Here is an 18,027-nt window from a genome sequence, read left to right on the forward strand (position 1 = left end):
CAGAGAGGCCGGCAAGAACAAGGAAACATACCATGAGTCTCAGCCAGGATTTGAAGAGCGGCATTCCGATTGTCGCGCCTGGAGTGTTTGACGCCCTCACGGCGTCGATCGCAGCGGGCGCCGGCTTTCGCGCAGTGTATCTGAGCGGCGCGGCCATCGCCTACACCCATCTTGGGCGACCCGATATCGGCCTCGTGTCGATGGCGGAAGTGGCCGACCGGATCGCGATGATCTGCGACCGGATGACCGTGCCTGTCATCGTCGATGCTGACACGGGCTACGGCAATGCGCTCAACGTCCAGCGCACGGTGCGGCTGTTTGAAAAGATGGGCGCCCAGGGCATCCAGCTCGAGGATCAGACCACGCCGAAGCGCTGCGGTCACCTGAACGACAAGTCGGTCGTCTCCACCGGAGAGATGGTTGGAAAGATCAAGGCGGCCGTCGACGCCCGCGCCAACGAGCAGACGCTGATCATCGCGCGCACCGATGCACTGCAGATGGAAGGCATCGATCGGGCGCTTGAACGCGCGCATCTTTATGCGCAAGCCGGTGCCGACATCCTGTTCGTCGAGGCGCCGAAAAGCGGCGAGCAGTTGGGCGACATCGCAAGCGCGCTGAAAGGCGTCAAGCCGCTGGTCGCCAACATGGTCGAGGGCGGCACGACGCCAATCCACAACGCAGCTGAATTGTCCGATCTCGGCTTCCAGATCGTCATCTTCCCGGGCGGTATCGTCCGGGCAATGGCGAAGACCGCGGTCGATTATTACGCCTCGCTGGCAGCTGCCGGATCCAACGCGCCGTTCGCCGACCGGATGTTCGATTTCAACGGGCTCAATGCGCTGATCGGCACGCCCGACATGCTCGCGCTCGGCAGAACCTACGAAGATGCCGATGGAAAAGACAGACATGAAGAGGATGCGGCATGAGCTCGCAAGCTACCGTCACGACCGATGCCGTGACGCTTGATCCCGTGACTTTGGCGGTTCTGAAGGGCCGGCTGGAGCAGATTGCAGACGAAATGGACGCGACGCTCTATCGCTCGGCTTTCAACCCGACAATTGCCGAAGCCAAGGATGCCTGCCACGGCATCTATCACGCCACGACCGGCGATACGCTGGTGCAGGGCACATCCGGCCTGCCGATCTTCGTCGGGGCGATGGCGTTTGCCGTGCGCGCCGTCATCTCCAAGGTCGAGCGGGAAGGGGGCCTGCAGGAGAACGATACGTTCATCTTCAACGATCCTTACGAAGGCGGGACGCATCTGAACGACTTCCGTCTGGTGCGGCCGATCTTCCGCGATGGAAAGCTGTTCTGCTGGATGGCCTCGGTCGGTCACTGGCTCGACATCGGCGGCAATGTCGCCGGCAGCTACAATCCGAAGGCGGTAGAAAGCTTCCAGGAAGGCGTGCGGATCCCGGTCGTCAAGCTGATCTCCGCGGGCAAGATGAACAACGACATCATCGAAATCCTGTCCGCCAATTCCCGCGTTCCGATGTCGAACTGGGGCGATCTCAACGGTCAGCTCAATGCGCTCGATCTCGGCGAGAAACGGCTTGGCGCTCTTCTCGGCGAATATGGTCCAGCGACAGTCGATGCGGCGTTCGAGGCTTTCTCGAACCGCGCCGAAGCGCTGATGCGCTCAGCGATCGCTTCGATCCCGGATGGTACCTATTCGTTCGAAGACGTGCTCGACAATGACGGCATCATCGACGAGATGCTGACGGTGGCGCTCGACCTGACGATTGCCGGCGACACGATGGCGCTTGATTTTTCGCGCTCCACCCAGTCGGCCCAGGGTCCGATCAATATCTCGCGCTCGACGACGATCGCCGCCTGCTACGTGGCGCTGAAGCATATCTTTACCGAAGTTCCGGCGAATGCGGGTTGCCTTCGCCCGATCTCCTTCACCATCGTCGACAATTCGCTGCTCGGCGCAAATGCTCCAAAGCCGGTTGCCGGCTATACGGAAACCATCCTGCGGCTGATCGGCGTCGTTCTTGGCGCAATCGCCCAGGCTGATCCGGCGCGTGCTACTGCTGCCCCGTTCGGCACGATCAACGCATTGTCGCTCGCCGGCTACAGGGCAGACCACAAGCGATGGGTGATGTTCTCGTTCTTCGGTGGCGGTCTCGGCGGCAATCCGATGTCGGATGGCTTGAACCACGCCAACAACCCGATTTCGACCGCGACCATTCCGCCGGTGGAGATCCTGGAAGCGGCCTATCCCGTCATGTTCACGCAATGGGCACTGCGGCCGGATTCGGCCGGTGCCGGCACCCATCGTGGCGGCGTCGGTTCTATCTATGAACTGGAGCTTCTCACCGGCGGCGACGTGGCGCTGCTCGGCGAACGCGGCAGACGCGCGCCGTTCGGCGTCGTCGGCGGAGAGTCAGCGGCATTGAACCGGTTCTCCTGGCAGACGGAAGACGGCGGCGAAGCCGTTCCGCCGATGGCGTCGAAGATCACCGATCTGAGGCTGAAGCCCGGCAAGCGGATCCGGTTGGAAACGCCGGGAGGTGGCGGCTGGGGCGATCCGCATGGGCGCGACCCGGACAAGGTTCTACATGACGTGCGCCTCGGCTTCGTCAGCACCAGTCAGGCGGAAGCCCTGTACGGCGTGGTGATCGGCGCAGATGGCGAGATCGATCACGAAGCAACCGACAAGCTGCGCAAGGGAGTGGCCGCGTGAGCGATCTGGGAACAACAAAACAACAAAATGAAAAACTGGGCCAGTCGGGATTGGGCAGGATCGTTGGCGTCGATGTCGGCGGTACCTTCACCGATCTCTTCTATTTCGATGAAGCTTCGGCGAAATTCCGCACCAACAAGGTCCCCTCCAACCGCGGCGATGAAGCTGTGGGCTTCCTCGATGGTCTGAAGGGTTTCGGCGCCATCGCTGACCTCTCCTCGATCGTGCACGGCACGACCGTCGGCACCAACGCTCTTCTTGAGCGCAAGGGCGCCAGGGTCGGTCTGATCACCACCGAAGGCTTTCGTGACGTACTGGAAATGCGACGCCGGGACCGGCCCAATACCTGGGGCCTGTGGGGCGATTTCATCCCCGTCGTTGAACGCGACATGCGTCTGGAAGTGGCGGAACGCACGCTTGCCGACGGTACGATCCGTCTGGGCGTCGATGTCGCTGCCGTGCGCGTCGCTGCCGAAAAGCTGAAGGCGATGGGTGCGGAAGCGCTCGCGATCGTTTTCGTCAACGCCTATGCCAATCCCGAAAACGAGGAGCGTGCGGTGGAAGCCGCCCGTGCCGTCTGGGACAACGAGAACCTCGCCTGCTCGACGCAGATCCTGCCCGAAATCCGTGAATTCGAGCGCACGTCGACGACCGTCCTCAACGCCTATCTGCAGCCGGTGGTCGGCTCCTATCTCGGCAAGCTGGAAACGGCACTGGCAAGCGACGACTTCGCCGGCCGCTTCCATATCGTCCAGTCGAACGGCGGTGTCATGTCGACGGAGACAGCGCGCAGGCTTCCGGCCCGTACAGCGCTGTCCGGTCCGGCGGCAGGCGTCATCGCCGCAGCTGCGATCGCAAAGGCGGCAGGCTTTCCGAACGTCATCACCGGCGATCTCGGCGGCACGTCCTTCGATGTCTCGCTGATTGCCGACGGCAAGGCAGCGCTCGCGGCCCAGACGACGATCGATTTCGGCCTCGTTATCCGAACACCGATGATCGAGATCACCACGATCGGTGCCGGCGGCGGTTCGATTGCGCATGTGGATGCCGGCGGCCTGCTGCAGGTCGGCCCCGAAAGTGCCGGTTCACGGCCCGGCCCGGTCTGCTACGGTCAGGGCAATACCCGGCCAACGCTGACGGATGCCAACGTCGTGCTCGGCCGCATCAATGCCGACCGGCCGATCGGCGGCAAGCTTGCCCGTCTCGACGTGGAGGCCGCCAAGGCCGCGATCGACCAGCATGTCGCAAAGCCGCTCGGCCTCGGTGTGATGGAAGCGGCCGAAGCGATCGTGAAGATTGCCGACAGCCGCATGGCCGGCGCGATCCGGCTGATGTCGATCGAGCGCGGTCACGATCCGCAGAAGTTCGCGGCCGTTCCCTTCGGTGGCGGCGGGGCATTGCATGTCTCGGCGCTGATTCGCGAAGTCGGGCTGAAGGCGGCGCTTGTGCCGCGTTACCCGGGTGTGACATCTGCGCTGGGTTGCGTCATCGCCGACATCCGCCACGACCAGGTCCAGACCTTGAACCTCTCGCTCGAGGGCATCGACGTTGCGGCGATCGACGCCCGCATGGTCGAGGAGGCGGGCAAGGCGCGCGCCGTCGTCGAGGATGCGCATCTGACGGTCGAGCGGATCGATACGCTGTTCGAGCTCGACATGCACTATGTCGGTCAGACCCATACGGTTCGGGTCACACTGCCGGCAACGATCAGCGGGAGCCAAACCGATGTCAGCGAGGCGATGATCCAGCAGGCTTTCGAGGATGCCTATCAGGCAAGTTTCAGCCGGCTTCTGCCGGGTGTCCCGATGCGGATCGTCAATCTTCGCACCAGCGCGATCGGCATTCGTCCGAGCTTCGATCTGAAGGCCTTGGCTGCACCTGTCGACACGACGGTAGAATCTGCCACGACCGGCTCGCGACAGGTCTGGTTCGACGGGGCCTGGCATGAAACGACGATCTACGATCGCCTGCAACTGCCGGAGAGTTCCGAAATCCAGGGCCCGGCGATCCTCGAACAGCCGGATGCCACGACAGTCGTGTCGCCGGAATTCAAGGCGCGCGTCGATCTCTACGGAAATATCATCGTGGAGCGGAAATCATGAGCGGACATTCGATCCCCATCGAAAAGACCGGCCTGATCATCGTCGATCTGACCAATGATTTTCTGGCCCCCGACGGCGCCTATGGCCGGGCCGGGCAAGGGGCGCCCGAGATCGCGGCATTGCCCGCGCGCATCAAGCCTCTTGTGGACGTGATGCGCGCAAAAGGCGGCTACATCATCTCGGCCCAGTTCACGCTGGTGCCTGCTAAGGGTGGCGAGCCGATCATCTCACCACATCTGAAGGAACTTCGTCCGTTTCTAGGCAAGGGTGATTTTGCGCCCGGTACCTGGGGCAACAGCCTGATCGATGACCTGGCGCCGGCCGATCTCATTGTCGAGAAAGTCGCCTATTCGGCGTTCTACATGACCCGGCTCGAATGGGTCCTGCGCAAATGCGGCATCGAGAAGCTGGTGGTCGGCGGCATCGTCACCAATGGCGGCGTCGCGTCCACCGTTCGCGATGCTCATGTCCGCGATTTCGAGACGATCACTCTGGCGGATGGTTCGGCCGCCTTTTCGCAGGAAACGCACGAGACTGCGATCGCAGCATTGAAACCGGTCAGCCGGATCGCGACGATCGCAGACATGATCGCCGAGTTCGACGCCGAATGAGCAAGGTCGAAGTCTCAGACCGGGAATTCGAGGTGACGGTGCCGCTGGTCGTGATCGGCGCCGGTGCCGCCGGTATGGTTGCAGCACTTTCCGCCAAGGCGGAAGGCGTCGATGTGCTTGTGCTGGAGCGCGATCCGCTGCCGCGCGGTTCGACGGCGCTGTCGGCCGGGCTCATTCCGGCAGCAGGCACGCGCTGGCAGCGCGAGATCGGCGTCGAGGACACGCCGGAGGCCTTCGGGTCAGATATCCTCCACAAGGCGGATGACGAGCCGGATGTGGGTCTCGTGCGGCTGGTGACCGAAACGGTCGGCCCAACGCTGGAATGGCTGGCGGAGGACCACGGCCTGGCGTTTTCGCTGGTCGATAACTTCCGGTATCCCGGTCACTCGCACCTTCGAATGCATGGTCTTCCCTCCCGGTCCGGCGAGGAGTTGATCGATCGTCTGCGCGACGCCGCGGAAGAAGCCGGCATCGATATCCTGACGGAAGCCCATGTGGACACGCTTGTCGTCGGCTCCGACGGCAAGCCGCGCGGCATGACCCTGTCGCGACCGGATGGGTCCCGCGAAGACATCGGCTGTGAGGCGTTGATCCTAGCCTGCAATGGTTATGGCGGCAATCCGGCACTGGTGGCCGACCACATTTCGGAGATGCGGGATGCTCTTTATTTCGGCCACCCGGGCAACCAGGGAGATGCGATCGTGTGGGGTGAGGCGCTGGGTGCTGCGACGCGGCATCTGAGTGGTCATCAGGGCCATGGATCGGTCGCCCATCCTGCCGGGATCCTGATCACCTGGGCGACGGTCATGGAGGGCGGCTTCCAGGTGAATGTCGAAGGCGAGCGCTTTTCCAACGAGGCGAAGGGGTATTCGGAGCAGGCGTCCAACGTGCTTGCTCAGCCGGAAGGCATCGCATGGACCGTGTTCGACACGCGGATCGCCGCGATCGCCGCCCAGTTCGAGGATTTCAGAAGCGCCGAGCGTATGCATGCCATCATAGAGGCCGATACGATCGAGGCGCTTGCGGGCCGGATGCAGGTCTCGCCGGAGAAACTGACGGCAAGCTTCCGTGCTTTCGAGAATTGCAAAGCCGAGGGTGGGGCGGACCCGTTCGGCCGTTCTCTGGCAGACGTGCCGCCACTTCGAGCGCCCTTCAAAGCGGTAAGGGTCACCGGCGCACTCTTCCACACCCAGGGCGGGCTTGTTGTTGACGGCGAGGCACGCGTGGTTCGACGCGACGGTTCGACCATCGCAAACCTTTTTGCCGCCGGAGGCGCCGCCTGTGGCGTATCGGGCAGCAAAGCGAGCGGCTACCTGTCCGGGAACGGTCTCCTGACTGCAGTGGCGCTCGGACGCATTTCGGGTCTTCGCGCCGCCGCTTACCTGCGCAACTGCTAGAATCGAAGGACAGCCGGAAACATCTCGTTCGTCACAGTTACCGTACCCAACCCGTCCATCTCTTGTTTCCACGCCAGTTTGCGCTAAGTCAAAAGTCGCAAAAGGAAAAAACATGATCGACGGCTTGAGTACAAAGGCGAGGACAGGCGTTCGGGGACTGGACGATGTATTATCGGGCGGTTTGACTCGCCGCCATGTTTTCCTGCTCGAAGGGACGCCGGGCACGGGCAAAACTACGATTGCCCTGCAATTTCTTTTGGAAGGCGCAACACTCAAGGAGCGCTGTCTTTATATCAGCCTGTCGGAGAGTGAAGAAGAACTGCGGGAAAGCGCGCTTTCGCACGGTATCGAATTCGGGGATTCGATCGAAATCTTCGAGCTCGTCCCCCCGGAAAGCCTGCTTGACGCAGACCAGCAGCAAAGCCTGCTTTACTCCTCAGATCTGGAGCTCGGCGAGACGACCAAGCTGATCTTCGAGGCCTTCGAGCGTCTGAAACCGCAGCGTGTGGTGATCGACAGCTTGTCGGAAATCCGTCTGTTGGCACAGAGTTCTCTCCGCTACCGCCGCCAGATCCTGGCCATGAAGCATTTCTTTTCTCGATCCGACGCCACAGTCCTTTTGCTCGACGACATGACGTCGGACAATCTCGACAAGACCGTCCACAGCGTCGTTCACGGCGTTCTTCATCTCGAGCAGCTGGCTCCCGACTATGGTTCGGAACGCCGCCGCCTGCGGGTGATCAAATATCGCGGCCAGGCGTTCCGCGGCGGCTATCATGATTTCGTCATCAAGACCGGAGGCGTCTCGGTCTTTCCGCGGCTGCGTGCGATCGAGCACAAGACGGCATTCGACCGAGCTATTTTGAAAAGCGGCATTGCCGAATTCGACGATCTTCTTGGCGGTGGTATAGAGCGCGGGTCGAGCACGCTGCTCATCGGACCTGCCGGTACCGGCAAAAGCCTGTTCGCGCTCCAGTTTGTAGCAGCTGCCGTGAAGCGCGGTGAGAAAGCAGCCGTCTTCATATTCGACGAGGAGCTCGGCCTGTTGTTCTCGCGTACGAAAGCAATGGGGATCGACCTCGAGAAGATGCGCGACGACGGCGCTATTCACATCGAGCAGCTGGATGCGGCCGAGCTTTCGCCGGGGGAATTTTCGCAACGCGTGCGGGATCGCGTGGCGACCTTCAAGGCCGGGACAGTCGTGATCGATAGCGTGAACGGCTACCAGGCGTCGATGCCCGAGGAAAACGCGCTGATCCTGCACGTGCATGAACTGCTGCAATACCTCAATCGGCAAGGAGCCAATACGTTTCTGACAGTTGCCCAGCACGGGCTCGTCGGAGACATGAAATCCCCGGTCGATGTCACCTACCTCGCCGATACAGTTATCCTGCTGCGCTATTTCGAGGCACTGGGCAGGGTTCGGCGTGCAGTCTCGGTCATCAAGAAGCGAACCGGTCGGCACGAAGAAACCATCCGCGAGTTTCGCATCACCGATGCGGGGCTGACACTGGGCGATCCGCTTTCCGGTTTCCAGGGCGTGTTGCGCGGTGTACCGACGCTTGTCGGCGAAAAGCAGCAACTGCTGGAGCTTTCAAACGAGGACGAAAGCCATTCCTAACAGAGATGCCGTCGGCCTCATTCATGCCCCACACGGTCGCGATGCGCAGATTGCGGCATCCCTCCTGAAGGAAGCCGGTATCGCTTCGAAGGCGGCCCTGGACCTGTCCGGTTTCGTCGACAGCCTTGACGACAACATCGCGCTCGCTGTCATCACCGAGGAAGCTCTACGCTCCGCCGACCTGCGCGCCATCTCCCAGTGGATCGAGAACCAGCCGAGCTGGTCGGATCTACCGTTCGTCATTCTGACAAACCGCGGCGGTGGTCCGGAGCGTAATCCCGCAGCTGCGCGGCTGTCGGAAGTCCTTGGCAATGTCAGCTTCATCGAGCGCCCTTTCCACGCAACGACATTCATCAGCGTTGCCCGTTCTGCCGCACGCGGGCGTCGGCGCCAATACGATGCACGTCTGCGGATGGAAGCTCTCGACGAAGGAGAGCGCCGCCTGCAGACAGCGCTCGAAGCCGGTCGCCTCGGCGCTTGGGAACTGGATCTTGCAACTGATGTCCTGAGCACGTCTGCGACCTGCAAGAGCATTTTCGGACGCGGTCCGGAAGAGGCGTTCACCTATCAGGACCTTTTTGCCAGTATCCATCCCGATGACCGACAACGCGTGCAGGATGCTCATACGGCAACAGCCGAGAGCGGCGAGGATTATTCTGTCGAATACCGCACCGTCTGGCGCGACGGCACCGTGCGCTGGGCAGAGGTGCGGGCACAGCTCTACCGCGACCACTCGGGCAAGGCGGTCAAGCTGGTCGGCGTATCCGCCGACATTACCGACCGGGTCATCAACGAGAAGCAGCAGCGGCAGATCAACGAACTGCTTGAAGAGCGTGTCGCCGAGCGGACGCGTGAACTTGAACAGGCCCATTCGGTCGTGATGGACGAGGTGTCGCAACGTGAGCGGGCGGAAGATCAACTGCGCCAGGCGCAGAAGATGGAGGCGATCGGCCAACTGACCGGCGGCGTCGCCCACGATTTCAACAACCTGTTGATGGCAGTGCTCGGCAATCTCGAACTGCTCCGCAAGCTCGTTGCGGGCGATCCGAAAGCCGAACGGCTGATTGATGGCGCCCTTCAGGGTGCAAGACGCGGGGCGTCGTTGACCCAGCGGCTGCTCGCCTTTGCCCGCCGCCAGGATTTGCAGATCGGTCCGGTTGACCTTGGCGCCCTGATCGGTGGCATGCGCGACCTTCTCGAACGCTCGGTCGGGTCGACCATCCTCGTCGAAACCGCGATACCGGATCATCTGCCGAAGGTTTCGGCAGATGCCAACCAGATCGAACTGGCGCTTCTCAACCTCGCCGTCAACTCGCGTGACGCCATGCCCGACGGTGGCACGCTGCGGATCAGCCTCAGCCAGGAAGAGCAGAGGTTCTCAAACGATACGCTTGCAGCCGGGCGTTACGTCGTGCTCTCGGTCAAGGACGAAGGCCAAGGCATGGACGAGGCGACGCTGCAGAAAGCCATCGAACCGTTTTTCTCAACGAAGGAACTGGGCAAGGGAACGGGCCTCGGATTGTCGATGATCCACGGCCTGGCGTCCCAGTTAAAGGGAGAGTTGAAGTTGTCGAGCAGGATCGGTTCCGGCACCACCGCCGAATTGTGGATTCCGGTCTCTTCCGCTGCCGAGCAGCCGAGGCAGGCCGAGGCACCATCGCCTCCGGCAGAATATCAGGGTGGTCCCAAGCGTATCCTGCTTGTCGACGACGACGTCCTCATCGCCATGAGTTCCGCCGACATGCTGCTGGATCTCGGACACGACGTGGTCGAAGCCCATTCCGGCAAGGAGGCGCTGGAGCATCTGGGTAAAGGACCAAAGTTCGATCTGATGATCACCGACTATTCCATGCCTGGCATGACCGGGGGCGAACTCTCGAAGGCTGCACGAGCCTTGCTGCCCGAATTGCCAATCCTGATCGCCTCCGGCTACGCGGATCTTCCGCCTGGCGTTGATCTCGAGGTTGCGCGGCTCGGAAAGCCGTATACGCAGGCACAGCTGGCGGAACAGATCGGCAAGCTTACGTCGCCGCGCTAGTTGCTCTCGCAACCGGGCGCGACGTCATAAAGCTCAAAGGGTCAGAAACTCGGCGCGGCTATTCCGCCTGCCCGTCGCCACCCAGCGGCAGTTCATCCGTGATCACTTCGAACCTTGCCAGGATCGCCGGGCCGAAGGCCGTCGACAACGCGACATCGGTCGCATCGCGACCGGTCGCCATCAGGATCCGGCCGATACGAGGTTTGTTGTGACGGGCATCGACAGTGTGCCAGCGTCCGCCGAGATAGACTTCGAACCATGCACTGAAGTCCATCGGATTGTGATCCTTGGGAACACCGATGTCGCCGAGATAACCCGTGCAGTAGCGTGCGGGAATGTTCATGCACCGGCAAAGGGTGATCGCCAGATGCGCGTAGTCCCGGCACACGCCCGTCTGGTCGTTGAAGCCGCCGAACGCGGTCCGCAGCGAATCGGCGTTCTGATAGTTGAACGCAATGCGGTTATGCGCGAAATCAAGAATGGCTTTGACGCGCGGCCAGCCCAGATCAGTCGAGGAAAACGTGTTCCAGGCAAAGTCTGACAGACGGTCCGTATCGCAATAACGGCTGCCCAGCAGGAACACCAGAACGTCGTCGGGTAGATCCTGGATGAGGTGCTGCTGCGCATCTTCCGGGATCGGGTCCGGAAGCCCGGTGTCATAGATCTCGAACTCGGTCGAGATCGTCGTCAGGCCGGGCGGTGCAACGATGCGGCTGCAGGCGTTCCCGAAGACATCCTGATAACCCCAGGCCTCGATCGGTCTGTCGAAGGTCAGCACCTGTTCGGTCAATAGATCTACGCGACGGGAGGGGTGGATATTCAACGCCAGAAGCATGGCAGTCGGCTGTTGGCATTCATAGCCCAGATGAAAACCGGCGCGTATCCTCATGAAGCGATGTCTCCTAAATACCGTTGACGAGATGGCAGCAATGCGGCAATGCCCGGGCGTTGATACGGTTCCGTTTAGCCATGAAGTTTGGCCTGGAACTCGTCGGTCGTGACGTTGACCTGCACTGACATGCTTTTGAAATCTTCCGCCTCACCGTCATAGCTGCCACGAAGCGGGATAGCCTGTTTCGGGTCGCGGGCGACGCCGACGCGAATGAGGTCGCGGTTACCGACAATGCCGTTGGTCGGATCAAATTCCACCCATCCGGCTCCCGGCAGGTAGACCTGGCACCACGCGTGGGTAGACCCGCCTCCAAGCGTCGTCGATCCGTCGCGATCGGGAACGTAGATATAGCCGGTGACGAAACGTGCAGCGAGGCCAAGGGCCCGTGCGGCTTCCATCATCAAAAGCGCAAAGTCGCGGCAGGTCCCGCGACGCAGCTGCAGCGTCTCGAGCGGAGCCTGGGTGCCATGTTCGTGGCGACGGGCATAGACGAAGCTTTCACGGATCGCGTAGCAGAGCGTCATCAGCAATCGGCCGGTCTCGGTCGGCTGGCCGGGTTTGACGAACTGCCGCGCCCATTTGCCAACCTCGTCGTTGGCATCCGGGTAATGGCGACGGATGGTGCATTCCAGATCGAACGCTTCCACCGGGTCATAGGTGAAGGGATAGGTGAGGGCTTCCTCGTCGATCTGAAAATCCATCGCGAGCTGCGGCGTATGATCGAGCCTGATAGTCGTTTCGAATTGGAGCTTCTGAGACGCACCCTCAAAACCGACCAGCGCCACGCAGTTGCCAAACACGTCATGGATCCAGCGAACATAGGCAGGCTTTGGAAAAACCTCGAGGCGCGACACGAGCAGCGTCTGATCGAAACTGTCCCTTGGTCGGAACAGCAGCCTGTGTTCGCCGAACTCGACCGGCTTATGATACTGGTAGGACGTAAGGTGACGAACCGAAAAGATCGTCATGCGATCACCGAGCCGAGTTCGACTGACATTGGGTCAGATCGGATAAATACATCATGTCGGGACGATGAGCGATCACGCTCAGCAGAAGTCTGTTCATTTGAAGTTCTCGAGATCTAGCATGATGGATTGTGCGTTTTTCGCCTTGTAGGCAGCTTGGGCTGCCTTCAGGATCTTCGGTCGTAGCGCATCGAAAGAGGCAAGATAATCATCGCTGACGGCAGTTCTTTCAACAAGGTTGCTGCTGAGAACTTCAGCAGCAACGAAGAACCGAACCTCGAACATGCCGTCATGACCCAGAAAGCGGACGCGTCTTTTCGATTCATCGTAACTGCGCGCGGGATTTGGGAAAGAAAGTGTCATGGCAGCCTCTGTCGTCAGCATGGCTCCGAATGTCGGACTACCACGTTTGCATGTCGGGTATCTTGCTGCCATCCGCTTAGTCGATGATAGCAAGCCCAGTGACGTTTCGCAGGTAACCGGCTTTTTGGTCCCGCAGTCCGTATTGAGGCAGCGCCGCCAATTTTCCAAACGCCGGATCGATGGCATTCTACGCCGACGAACCATATGACTAGGTCACGTTGAGCCCCCGAAGTCCAACGCGAAATGGCGAGCCTGCTGCGACAGACCGCATTTTAAGCCTGAATTGGCGAGGGATGCTTGGGGTGGGCAAGCCGGTCTCAGCTCGAGGCCGGAGCAAAGCGCGCAGTGATCGCATGGCTGTCGGAAGGGTAGCTGAACCGCACCGACGTCACCGGGCCGGAAACGTCCCAGGTCTTGCGTTCTACCACGAGGCAGGCAGACTGCGGCGTGATTTCCAGCCGCCTTGCCAGCTGTTCGTCCGCAAGCTGGGCCGAGATCCGATGTTCCGCAGCGGTCCATGGTATCTGCGCGATCAGCCACTTGCCCGGTGAAACCGTCGAGAAATCCATGTCCTTTGCCTGCGGCACGGTCTTCAGATTGATCAGTCGTTCCTCGAGACAGAACGGCTTCCCGTCGGCGAAATGCAGGCAGACGACGTAGATGGATTTTTCCTTGCCGGCGACGCTCAGGCGCAGCCGGTCCGTTGCCACAGTCTTCCGCTCCCGGCATTCCTCCATCCGGAAATGGTAGTCCTTGTTCAGCGCGCGGACTTCATCTTCGATGTCGTAGATCTCAAGAATGGCAGCCTGGTTGCGCGGCTGGGCAACAAAGGAGCCCGATTTCTTGCGCCGCTCGATCAGCCCGGCATTGGCAAGCTGGGTCAGAACCTTGTTCGCGGTCATCCGCGAGACATTGTAGTGCTTGGCGAGCTCGACCTCAAAAGGGATCCTGTAGCCCGGGGGCCATTCGCCGCTGACGATATTGTTCTCGATGTCGCCCAGGATCTTCTGGTGCAGTGTGCCCACCGCACGCATCGCCTTGATGTCTTTTTCTCCGGTCAAGGCGAAGTCCTTCGGCTCTCTGCATCAAACGGCTTCTCCACCATATCCGGTCAGCCGGCGTCAAGCAGAGCGGCCATCACGGCCTGGAACCTCGGCAGGATCGTCTCTCGGCTCACATGCCGACCGCCCGTCACCAGCTTCTTGCCCGCCGCCCAGACGCAATCCACCTTGATCGTATCAGCGAAGATCCACTGGTCGAGAACCTGATCTGCCGAAAGGTAGGGGGCGGCCTCAAGGTCGAGCGAGACGAAATCCGCCGATGCACCTGATACGATGTCGTCCTGCGACTGCAATGCGCGGGCGCCACCTTTCAGCGCTTCCTGGAACAGGCGCGCACCCGTCGATCGCTGCGGTAGTGCCACGACGTTTCGCGAGCGAAGTCCGAGACGCTGCGAATATTCGAGCTGCCGAAGTTCACGCGCGACCGAAATCGAGATGTTCGAGTCCGAGCCGACGCCGAACTGGCCGCCTTCCTCGAGAAATGCCGGCGCCGGAAATATGCCGTCGCCGAGGTTGGCTTCCGTGATGGGGCAGAGACCGGCAATGGCCCCTCGGCGTGCCATGTCGCGCGTTTCCGCCTCGGTCATATGGGTAGCGTGGATCAGGCACCAGCGCTCATCGACCGGCATGTTGGCGAGCAGCCATTCGAGGGGACGTGCGCCCGACCACGCGATACAGTCCTCGACCTCTTTCGTTTGCTCGGCGATATGGATGTGGATCGGGCCTCCACCTGCCATCGGCAGAACGTCCCGCAGTTCTTCCGGCGTCGCGGCCCGCAGACTGTGCGGCGCGATGCCGAGTTGGCCGCCGGGAAGCGCAGACGTGATCTTCCGGCATTCCTCCATCAGCGTGGAAAAGCTTTCGACCGAGTTGATGAAGCGTCGCTGGCCCTCCGTCGGTGCCATTCCCCCGAAACCGGAGCGGGCGTAGAAGACCGGCAGAAGGGTGAGAGCGATCCCGGTGGCAGCACTTGCCGCACCAATCCGCTCCGCGTGCTCGCCGATATTGGCATAGTGGCGCCCATCGCGGTCGTGGTGAAGGTAATGAAACTCGCCGACGCGGGTAAAGCCCGCCTCCAGCATTTCCATATAGAGCTGTGCGGCGACCGCCTCGATATCGTCAGGTGTCATCGACAGGGCGAATTTGTACATCAGCGTGCGCCAGCTCCAGAAGCTGTCGCTTGTTGATCCGCGAACCTCCGTCAGTCCCGCCATGGCGCGCTGGAAAGCGTGGCTGTGGAGATTGGCCATGCCGGGCCCGATCAGCCGGTGCCGCTCGTCGGTGGCCGCAGGCATCGCGTCACGTTCGATCGACTGCACGGTGCCATGCTCGATCTTCAGGCGAGTGTTGCTCGCCCATTCCCCGCCGATCAGTGCGCTTTCTGCAAAAATGGTGTTCACTGCCAACTCCACTCGTCGGTCCCGTCTGCGTCCAGCAGGCGCCTGCAAATTCTTCTTGCCATGGGTTTTTATGTATATACATTAAAACAAAAAGAGGAAGGCTTCGTGGTCGAGAATAGTGATAATTCACCGGTGGTGCCAACCAGAACGGTATGGCGCAACGCCCGCCTTCTCACGCTTGCGGACGAGGCGCGAGGGCTTGCTCTCATCGAGCACGGTGCCATTGCCGTAGAGGATGGCCGGATCGTCTTCGCCGGTCCCCAGTCCGATCTGCCTTCATCATTTCTCGAAGCCGACGAGATCATCGACGTGGAGGGCAGGGTGATCACGCCCGGCCTGATCGACTGCCATACGCATCTGATCTTCGGCGGCGATCGCGCCATGGAATTCGAAATGCGGCTCGAAGGGGCGACCTATGAGGAAGTCGCGCGCGCCGGCGGCGGCATCGTCTCCTCCGTCAAGGCGACCAATGCCCTTTCCGTCGACGGTCTCGTACAGGCGGCCTTGCCAAGGGTCGATACGCTGCTCGCAGAAGGCGTTTCGACGCTCGAGATCAAATCCGGTTACGGCCTATCGATCGAGGGCGAACTGAACATGCTGCGCGCCGCCCGGGCGCTCGAAAAGATCCGCCCGGTCCGCGTCGTCACGTCGTTCCTCGGCGCCCATGCAACGCCCGTCGAATACCGTGGACGCAACGGCGACTACATTACCGACGTGGTGCTGCCCGCTATGGACCTTGCCCATGCGGAAGGCCTTGTGGATGCAGTCGACGGGTTCTGCGAAGGCATCGCGTTTTCGGTTGCGGACATGCGGCGGGTGTTCGATCACGCAACGTCGCTCGGTCTGCCCGTCAAGCTGCATGCCGAACAGCTTTCCAATCTCGGTGGTGCCGCGACGGCGGCATCCTACGGTGCCTTGTCCGCCGATCATCTCGAATATCTCGACGCCGAGGGCGCTGCTGCGATGGCGGCGTCGGGCACGGTTGCGGTTCTTCTGCCGGGCGCCTTTTATGCGATCAACGAAACGCAGAAACCGCCGGTGCAGCTGCTGCGCGATGCCGGCGTTAGGATCGCGATTGCGACCGATTGCAATCCCGGCACGTCGCCGCTCACCTCGCTGCTGCTGACGATGAACATGTCGGCGACACTTTTCCGGCTGACCGTCGAAGAATGCATCGCCGGTGCGACGCGCGAGGCGGCGAGGGCGCTCGGTCTTCTCTCCGAAACCGGCACGCTGGAGGCCGGAAAATCGGCGGACTTCGCCATCTGGAACATCCAGCGACCGGCCGAGCTGGTTTACCGCATCGGCTTCAACCCGCTTCATTCGAACGTCTTTAGAGGTCAACAGCTATGACGATCACGCTTCAGCCCGGCAGCGTTACTCTGGCCGAGCTTTCCGATCTCTACTGGAACAATGGTTCGGCGGTTCTCGATCGCTCCTTCGATGCCGGCATCGAAAAGGCGGCGCGACGCATTGCGGAAATCGCTGCCGGAAACGCACCGGTCTACGGCATCAACACCGGCTTCGGTAAGCTTGCCTCGATCAAGATCGACAGTGCCGATCTCGCCACCCTGCAGCGCAATCTCATCCTGTCGCATTGCTGCGGCATCGGCGCGCCGCTGCCGGAAAATGTCGTGCGGCTGATCATGGCGCTGAAGCTCATCTCGCTCGGCCGCGGCGCCTCCGGTGTCCGTCTCGAGTTGATCCGCCTGATCGAAGGCATGCTGGAAAAGGGCGTCATCCCGGTCATTCCGGAAAAGGGCTCGGTCGGCGCATCCGGCGATCTGGCACCGCTTGCCCATATGGCGGCCACCATGATGGGCGAAGGCGAGGCCTTCCTCCACGGAGAACGCCTGGCATCAGCCGATGCGCTCGCCAAGGTGGGGCTGACACCCGTCGTTCTTGCCGCCAAGGAAGGGCTGGCGCTGATCAACGGCACCCAGACGTCCACGGCACTGGCTCTTTCGGGTCTGTTTCGCACCCATCGCGCAGCCCAGACGGCACTTGTTACAGGCGCCCTGTCGACAGACGCCGCGATGGGGTCATCAGCGCCGTTTCACCCTGACATCCACACCCTGCGCGGCCACAAGGGCCAGATCGATGCCGGTGCTGCGCTTCGCAACCTTCTCGAAGGCTCCGAAATTCGTGCGAGCCACATTGAAGGCGATGAGCGCGTTCAGGATCCCTATTGCATCCGTTGCCAGCCTCAGGTCGACGGCGCCTGCCTCGATCTGTTGCGGTCCGTCGCAAGGACGCTGGAAGTCGAAGCAAATGCCGTCACTGACAATCCGCTGGTTCTGTCAGACAATTCCGTCGTCTCCGGCGGCAATTTCCATGCCGAGCCGGTTGCCTTTGCCGCCGATCAGACGGCGCTCGCGATCTGCGAGATCGGTGCGATCGCCCAGCGGCGTATCGCGCTTCTGGTCGATCCTGCCCTCTCCTACGGCCTGCCGGCATTTCTCTCGAAGAAGCCCGGTCTCAACTCGGGCCTGATGATCGCCGAAGTCACGTCGGCCGCGCTGATGAGCGAGAACAAGCAGATGTCGCATCCGGCTTCAGTGGATTCGACGCCGACCTCCGCCAATCAGGAGGACCATGTGTCGATGGCCTGCCACGGCGCGCGACGCCTGCTCGGCATGACTGAAAACCTGTTCGGCATTCTCGGCATCGAAGCGCTGACAGCCGTCCAGGGCGTCGAATTGCGCGGGCCCCTCAAGACCAGTCCCGAGCTCGAAAAAGCCGTTGCCGTGCTGCGGGCAGCGGTGCCCTCGCTTGAGGATGACCGCTACATGGCGCCGGATCTTGCGGCCGCAAGCGAACTTGTGGCCTCCGGCGCCTTTGCCAAAGCCATCTCGCCGGGCATCCTGCCAGTGCTTGAAGTTTGATGA

At 61.5% G+C, this 18,027-nt stretch carries 14 protein-coding genes; 9 read left to right on the top strand and 5 right to left on the bottom strand.

The features are described from left to right. Positions 1–32: 32 nt before the first annotated feature. The 7 genes from ACQY1P_RS03965 to ACQY1P_RS03995 all read left to right on the top strand — a co-directional run bounded on the left by ACQY1P_RS03965 (position 33) and on the right by ACQY1P_RS03995 (position 10,458). Positions 33–926, top strand: coding sequence for an isocitrate lyase/PEP mutase family protein (locus ACQY1P_RS03965; RefSeq protein ID WP_430253009.1), 894 nt, complete (start codon positions 33–35; stop codon positions 924–926). Then, positions 923–2,689, top strand: a complete 1,767-nt coding sequence (locus tag ACQY1P_RS03970) for a hydantoinase B/oxoprolinase family protein (RefSeq protein WP_430253011.1) — start codon at positions 923–925, stop codon at positions 2,687–2,689. The genes ACQY1P_RS03965 and ACQY1P_RS03970 overlap by 4 nt, the downstream gene beginning before the upstream one ends. Positions 2,690–2,694: 5 nt before the next feature. Continuing rightward, positions 2,695–4,791, top strand: coding sequence for a hydantoinase/oxoprolinase family protein (locus ACQY1P_RS03975; RefSeq protein ID WP_430253912.1), 2,097 nt, complete (start codon positions 2,695–2,697; stop codon positions 4,789–4,791). After that, positions 4,788–5,402 (top strand): cysteine hydrolase family protein, encoded by a 615-nt coding sequence (locus tag ACQY1P_RS03980; protein ID WP_430253013.1) that lies wholly within the window; start codon positions 4,788–4,790, stop codon positions 5,400–5,402. Before ACQY1P_RS03975 ends, ACQY1P_RS03980 begins: the two co-directional genes overlap by 4 nt. Next, positions 5,399–6,799 (top strand): FAD-dependent oxidoreductase, encoded by a 1,401-nt coding sequence (locus ACQY1P_RS03985; protein ID WP_430253015.1) that lies wholly within the window; start codon positions 5,399–5,401, stop codon positions 6,797–6,799. The genes ACQY1P_RS03980 and ACQY1P_RS03985 overlap by 4 nt, the downstream gene beginning before the upstream one ends. Positions 6,800–6,911: 112 nt before the next feature. Continuing rightward, positions 6,912–8,420, top strand: coding sequence for an ATPase domain-containing protein (locus ACQY1P_RS03990; protein WP_062458489.1), 1,509 nt, complete (start codon positions 6,912–6,914; stop codon positions 8,418–8,420). Then, positions 8,362–10,458: a hybrid sensor histidine kinase/response regulator gene (locus tag ACQY1P_RS03995; protein WP_180215569.1), complete on the top strand. Its 2,097-nt coding sequence runs from the start codon at positions 8,362–8,364 to the stop codon at positions 10,456–10,458. Before ACQY1P_RS03990 ends, ACQY1P_RS03995 begins: the two co-directional genes overlap by 59 nt. Before the next feature lie 58 nt (positions 10,459–10,516). On the opposite strand, the gene ACQY1P_RS04000 is transcribed toward ACQY1P_RS03995, so the two are convergent. The 5 genes from ACQY1P_RS04000 to ACQY1P_RS04020 all read right to left on the bottom strand — a co-directional run bounded on the left by ACQY1P_RS04000 (position 10,517) and on the right by ACQY1P_RS04020 (position 15,139). Beyond that, the gene (locus ACQY1P_RS04000) at positions 10,517–11,347 is read right to left on the bottom strand and encodes a transglutaminase-like domain-containing protein (RefSeq protein WP_209898645.1); all 831 of its coding nucleotides are present in this window, start codon (positions 11,345–11,347) and stop codon (positions 10,517–10,519) included. Positions 11,348–11,421: 74 nt separating this feature from the next. Beyond that, positions 11,422–12,318: a transglutaminase family protein gene (locus ACQY1P_RS04005; RefSeq protein WP_062458480.1), complete on the bottom strand. Its 897-nt coding sequence runs from the start codon at positions 12,316–12,318 to the stop codon at positions 11,422–11,424. A gap of 93 nt (positions 12,319–12,411) precedes the next feature. After that, positions 12,412–12,699 carry a DUF1488 domain-containing protein gene (locus tag ACQY1P_RS04010; RefSeq protein WP_371816237.1) on the bottom strand — a complete coding sequence of 96 codons (288 nt, stop codon included), beginning with the start codon at positions 12,697–12,699 and terminating at the stop codon, positions 12,412–12,414. 296 nt (positions 12,700–12,995) lie between these two features. Then, complete coding sequence (gene hutC / locus ACQY1P_RS04015) at positions 12,996–13,712, bottom strand: histidine utilization repressor (protein WP_430253914.1); 717 nt, start codon at positions 13,710–13,712, stop codon at positions 12,996–12,998. Positions 13,713–13,789: 77 nt separating this feature from the next. After that, positions 13,790–15,139, bottom strand: a complete 1,350-nt coding sequence (locus ACQY1P_RS04020) for a formimidoylglutamate deiminase (RefSeq protein WP_430253017.1) — start codon at positions 15,137–15,139, stop codon at positions 13,790–13,792. Between the two features lie 105 nt (positions 15,140–15,244). On the opposite strand from ACQY1P_RS04020, the gene hutI reads away from it, so the two are divergent. Both hutI and hutH read left to right on the top strand, forming a co-directional pair. Further along, complete coding sequence (gene hutI, locus ACQY1P_RS04025; RefSeq protein WP_430253019.1) at positions 15,245–16,492, top strand: imidazolonepropionase; 1,248 nt, start codon at positions 15,245–15,247, stop codon at positions 16,490–16,492. Beyond that, positions 16,489–18,024 (top strand): histidine ammonia-lyase, encoded by a 1,536-nt coding sequence (gene hutH / locus ACQY1P_RS04030; protein ID WP_430253021.1) that lies wholly within the window; start codon positions 16,489–16,491, stop codon positions 18,022–18,024. Before hutI ends, hutH begins: the two co-directional genes overlap by 4 nt. Positions 18,025–18,027: the final 3 nt, after the last annotated feature.

The organism is Neorhizobium sp. DAR64872/K0K18 (genome assembly GCF_050500175.1).
Classification (GTDB): Bacteria; Pseudomonadota; Alphaproteobacteria; order Rhizobiales; family Rhizobiaceae; genus Neorhizobium; species Neorhizobium soli.

Excerpts from the sequence above, each read along its gene's own strand:
- ACQY1P_RS03980 (WP_430253013.1), top strand. The coding sequence starts at position 4,788 with ATGAGCGGACATTCGATCCCCATCGAAAAGACCGGCCTGATCATCGTC.
- ACQY1P_RS03990 (WP_062458489.1), top strand. The coding sequence starts at position 6,912 with ATGATCGACGGCTTGAGTACAAAGGCGAGGACAGGCGTTCGGGGACTG.
- ACQY1P_RS03970 (WP_430253011.1), top strand. The coding sequence starts at position 923 with ATGAGCTCGCAAGCTACCGTCACGACCGATGCCGTGACGCTTGATCCC.
- ACQY1P_RS03965 (WP_430253009.1), top strand. The coding sequence starts at position 33 with ATGAGTCTCAGCCAGGATTTGAAGAGCGGCATTCCGATTGTCGCGCCT.
- hutH (WP_430253021.1), top strand. The coding sequence starts at position 16,489 with ATGACGATCACGCTTCAGCCCGGCAGCGTTACTCTGGCCGAGCTTTCC.
- ACQY1P_RS04005 (WP_062458480.1), bottom strand. The coding sequence starts at position 12,318 with ATGACGATCTTTTCGGTTCGTCACCTTACGTCCTACCAGTATCATAAG.
- hutC (WP_430253914.1), bottom strand. The coding sequence starts at position 13,712 with ATGCGTGCGGTGGGCACACTGCACCAGAAGATCCTGGGCGACATCGAG.
- ACQY1P_RS04000 (WP_209898645.1), bottom strand. The coding sequence starts at position 11,347 with ATGAGGATACGCGCCGGTTTTCATCTGGGCTATGAATGCCAACAGCCG.
- ACQY1P_RS03985 (WP_430253015.1), top strand. The coding sequence starts at position 5,399 with ATGAGCAAGGTCGAAGTCTCAGACCGGGAATTCGAGGTGACGGTGCCG.
- ACQY1P_RS04010 (WP_371816237.1), bottom strand. The coding sequence starts at position 12,699 with ATGCTGACGACAGAGGCTGCCATGACACTTTCTTTCCCAAATCCCGCG.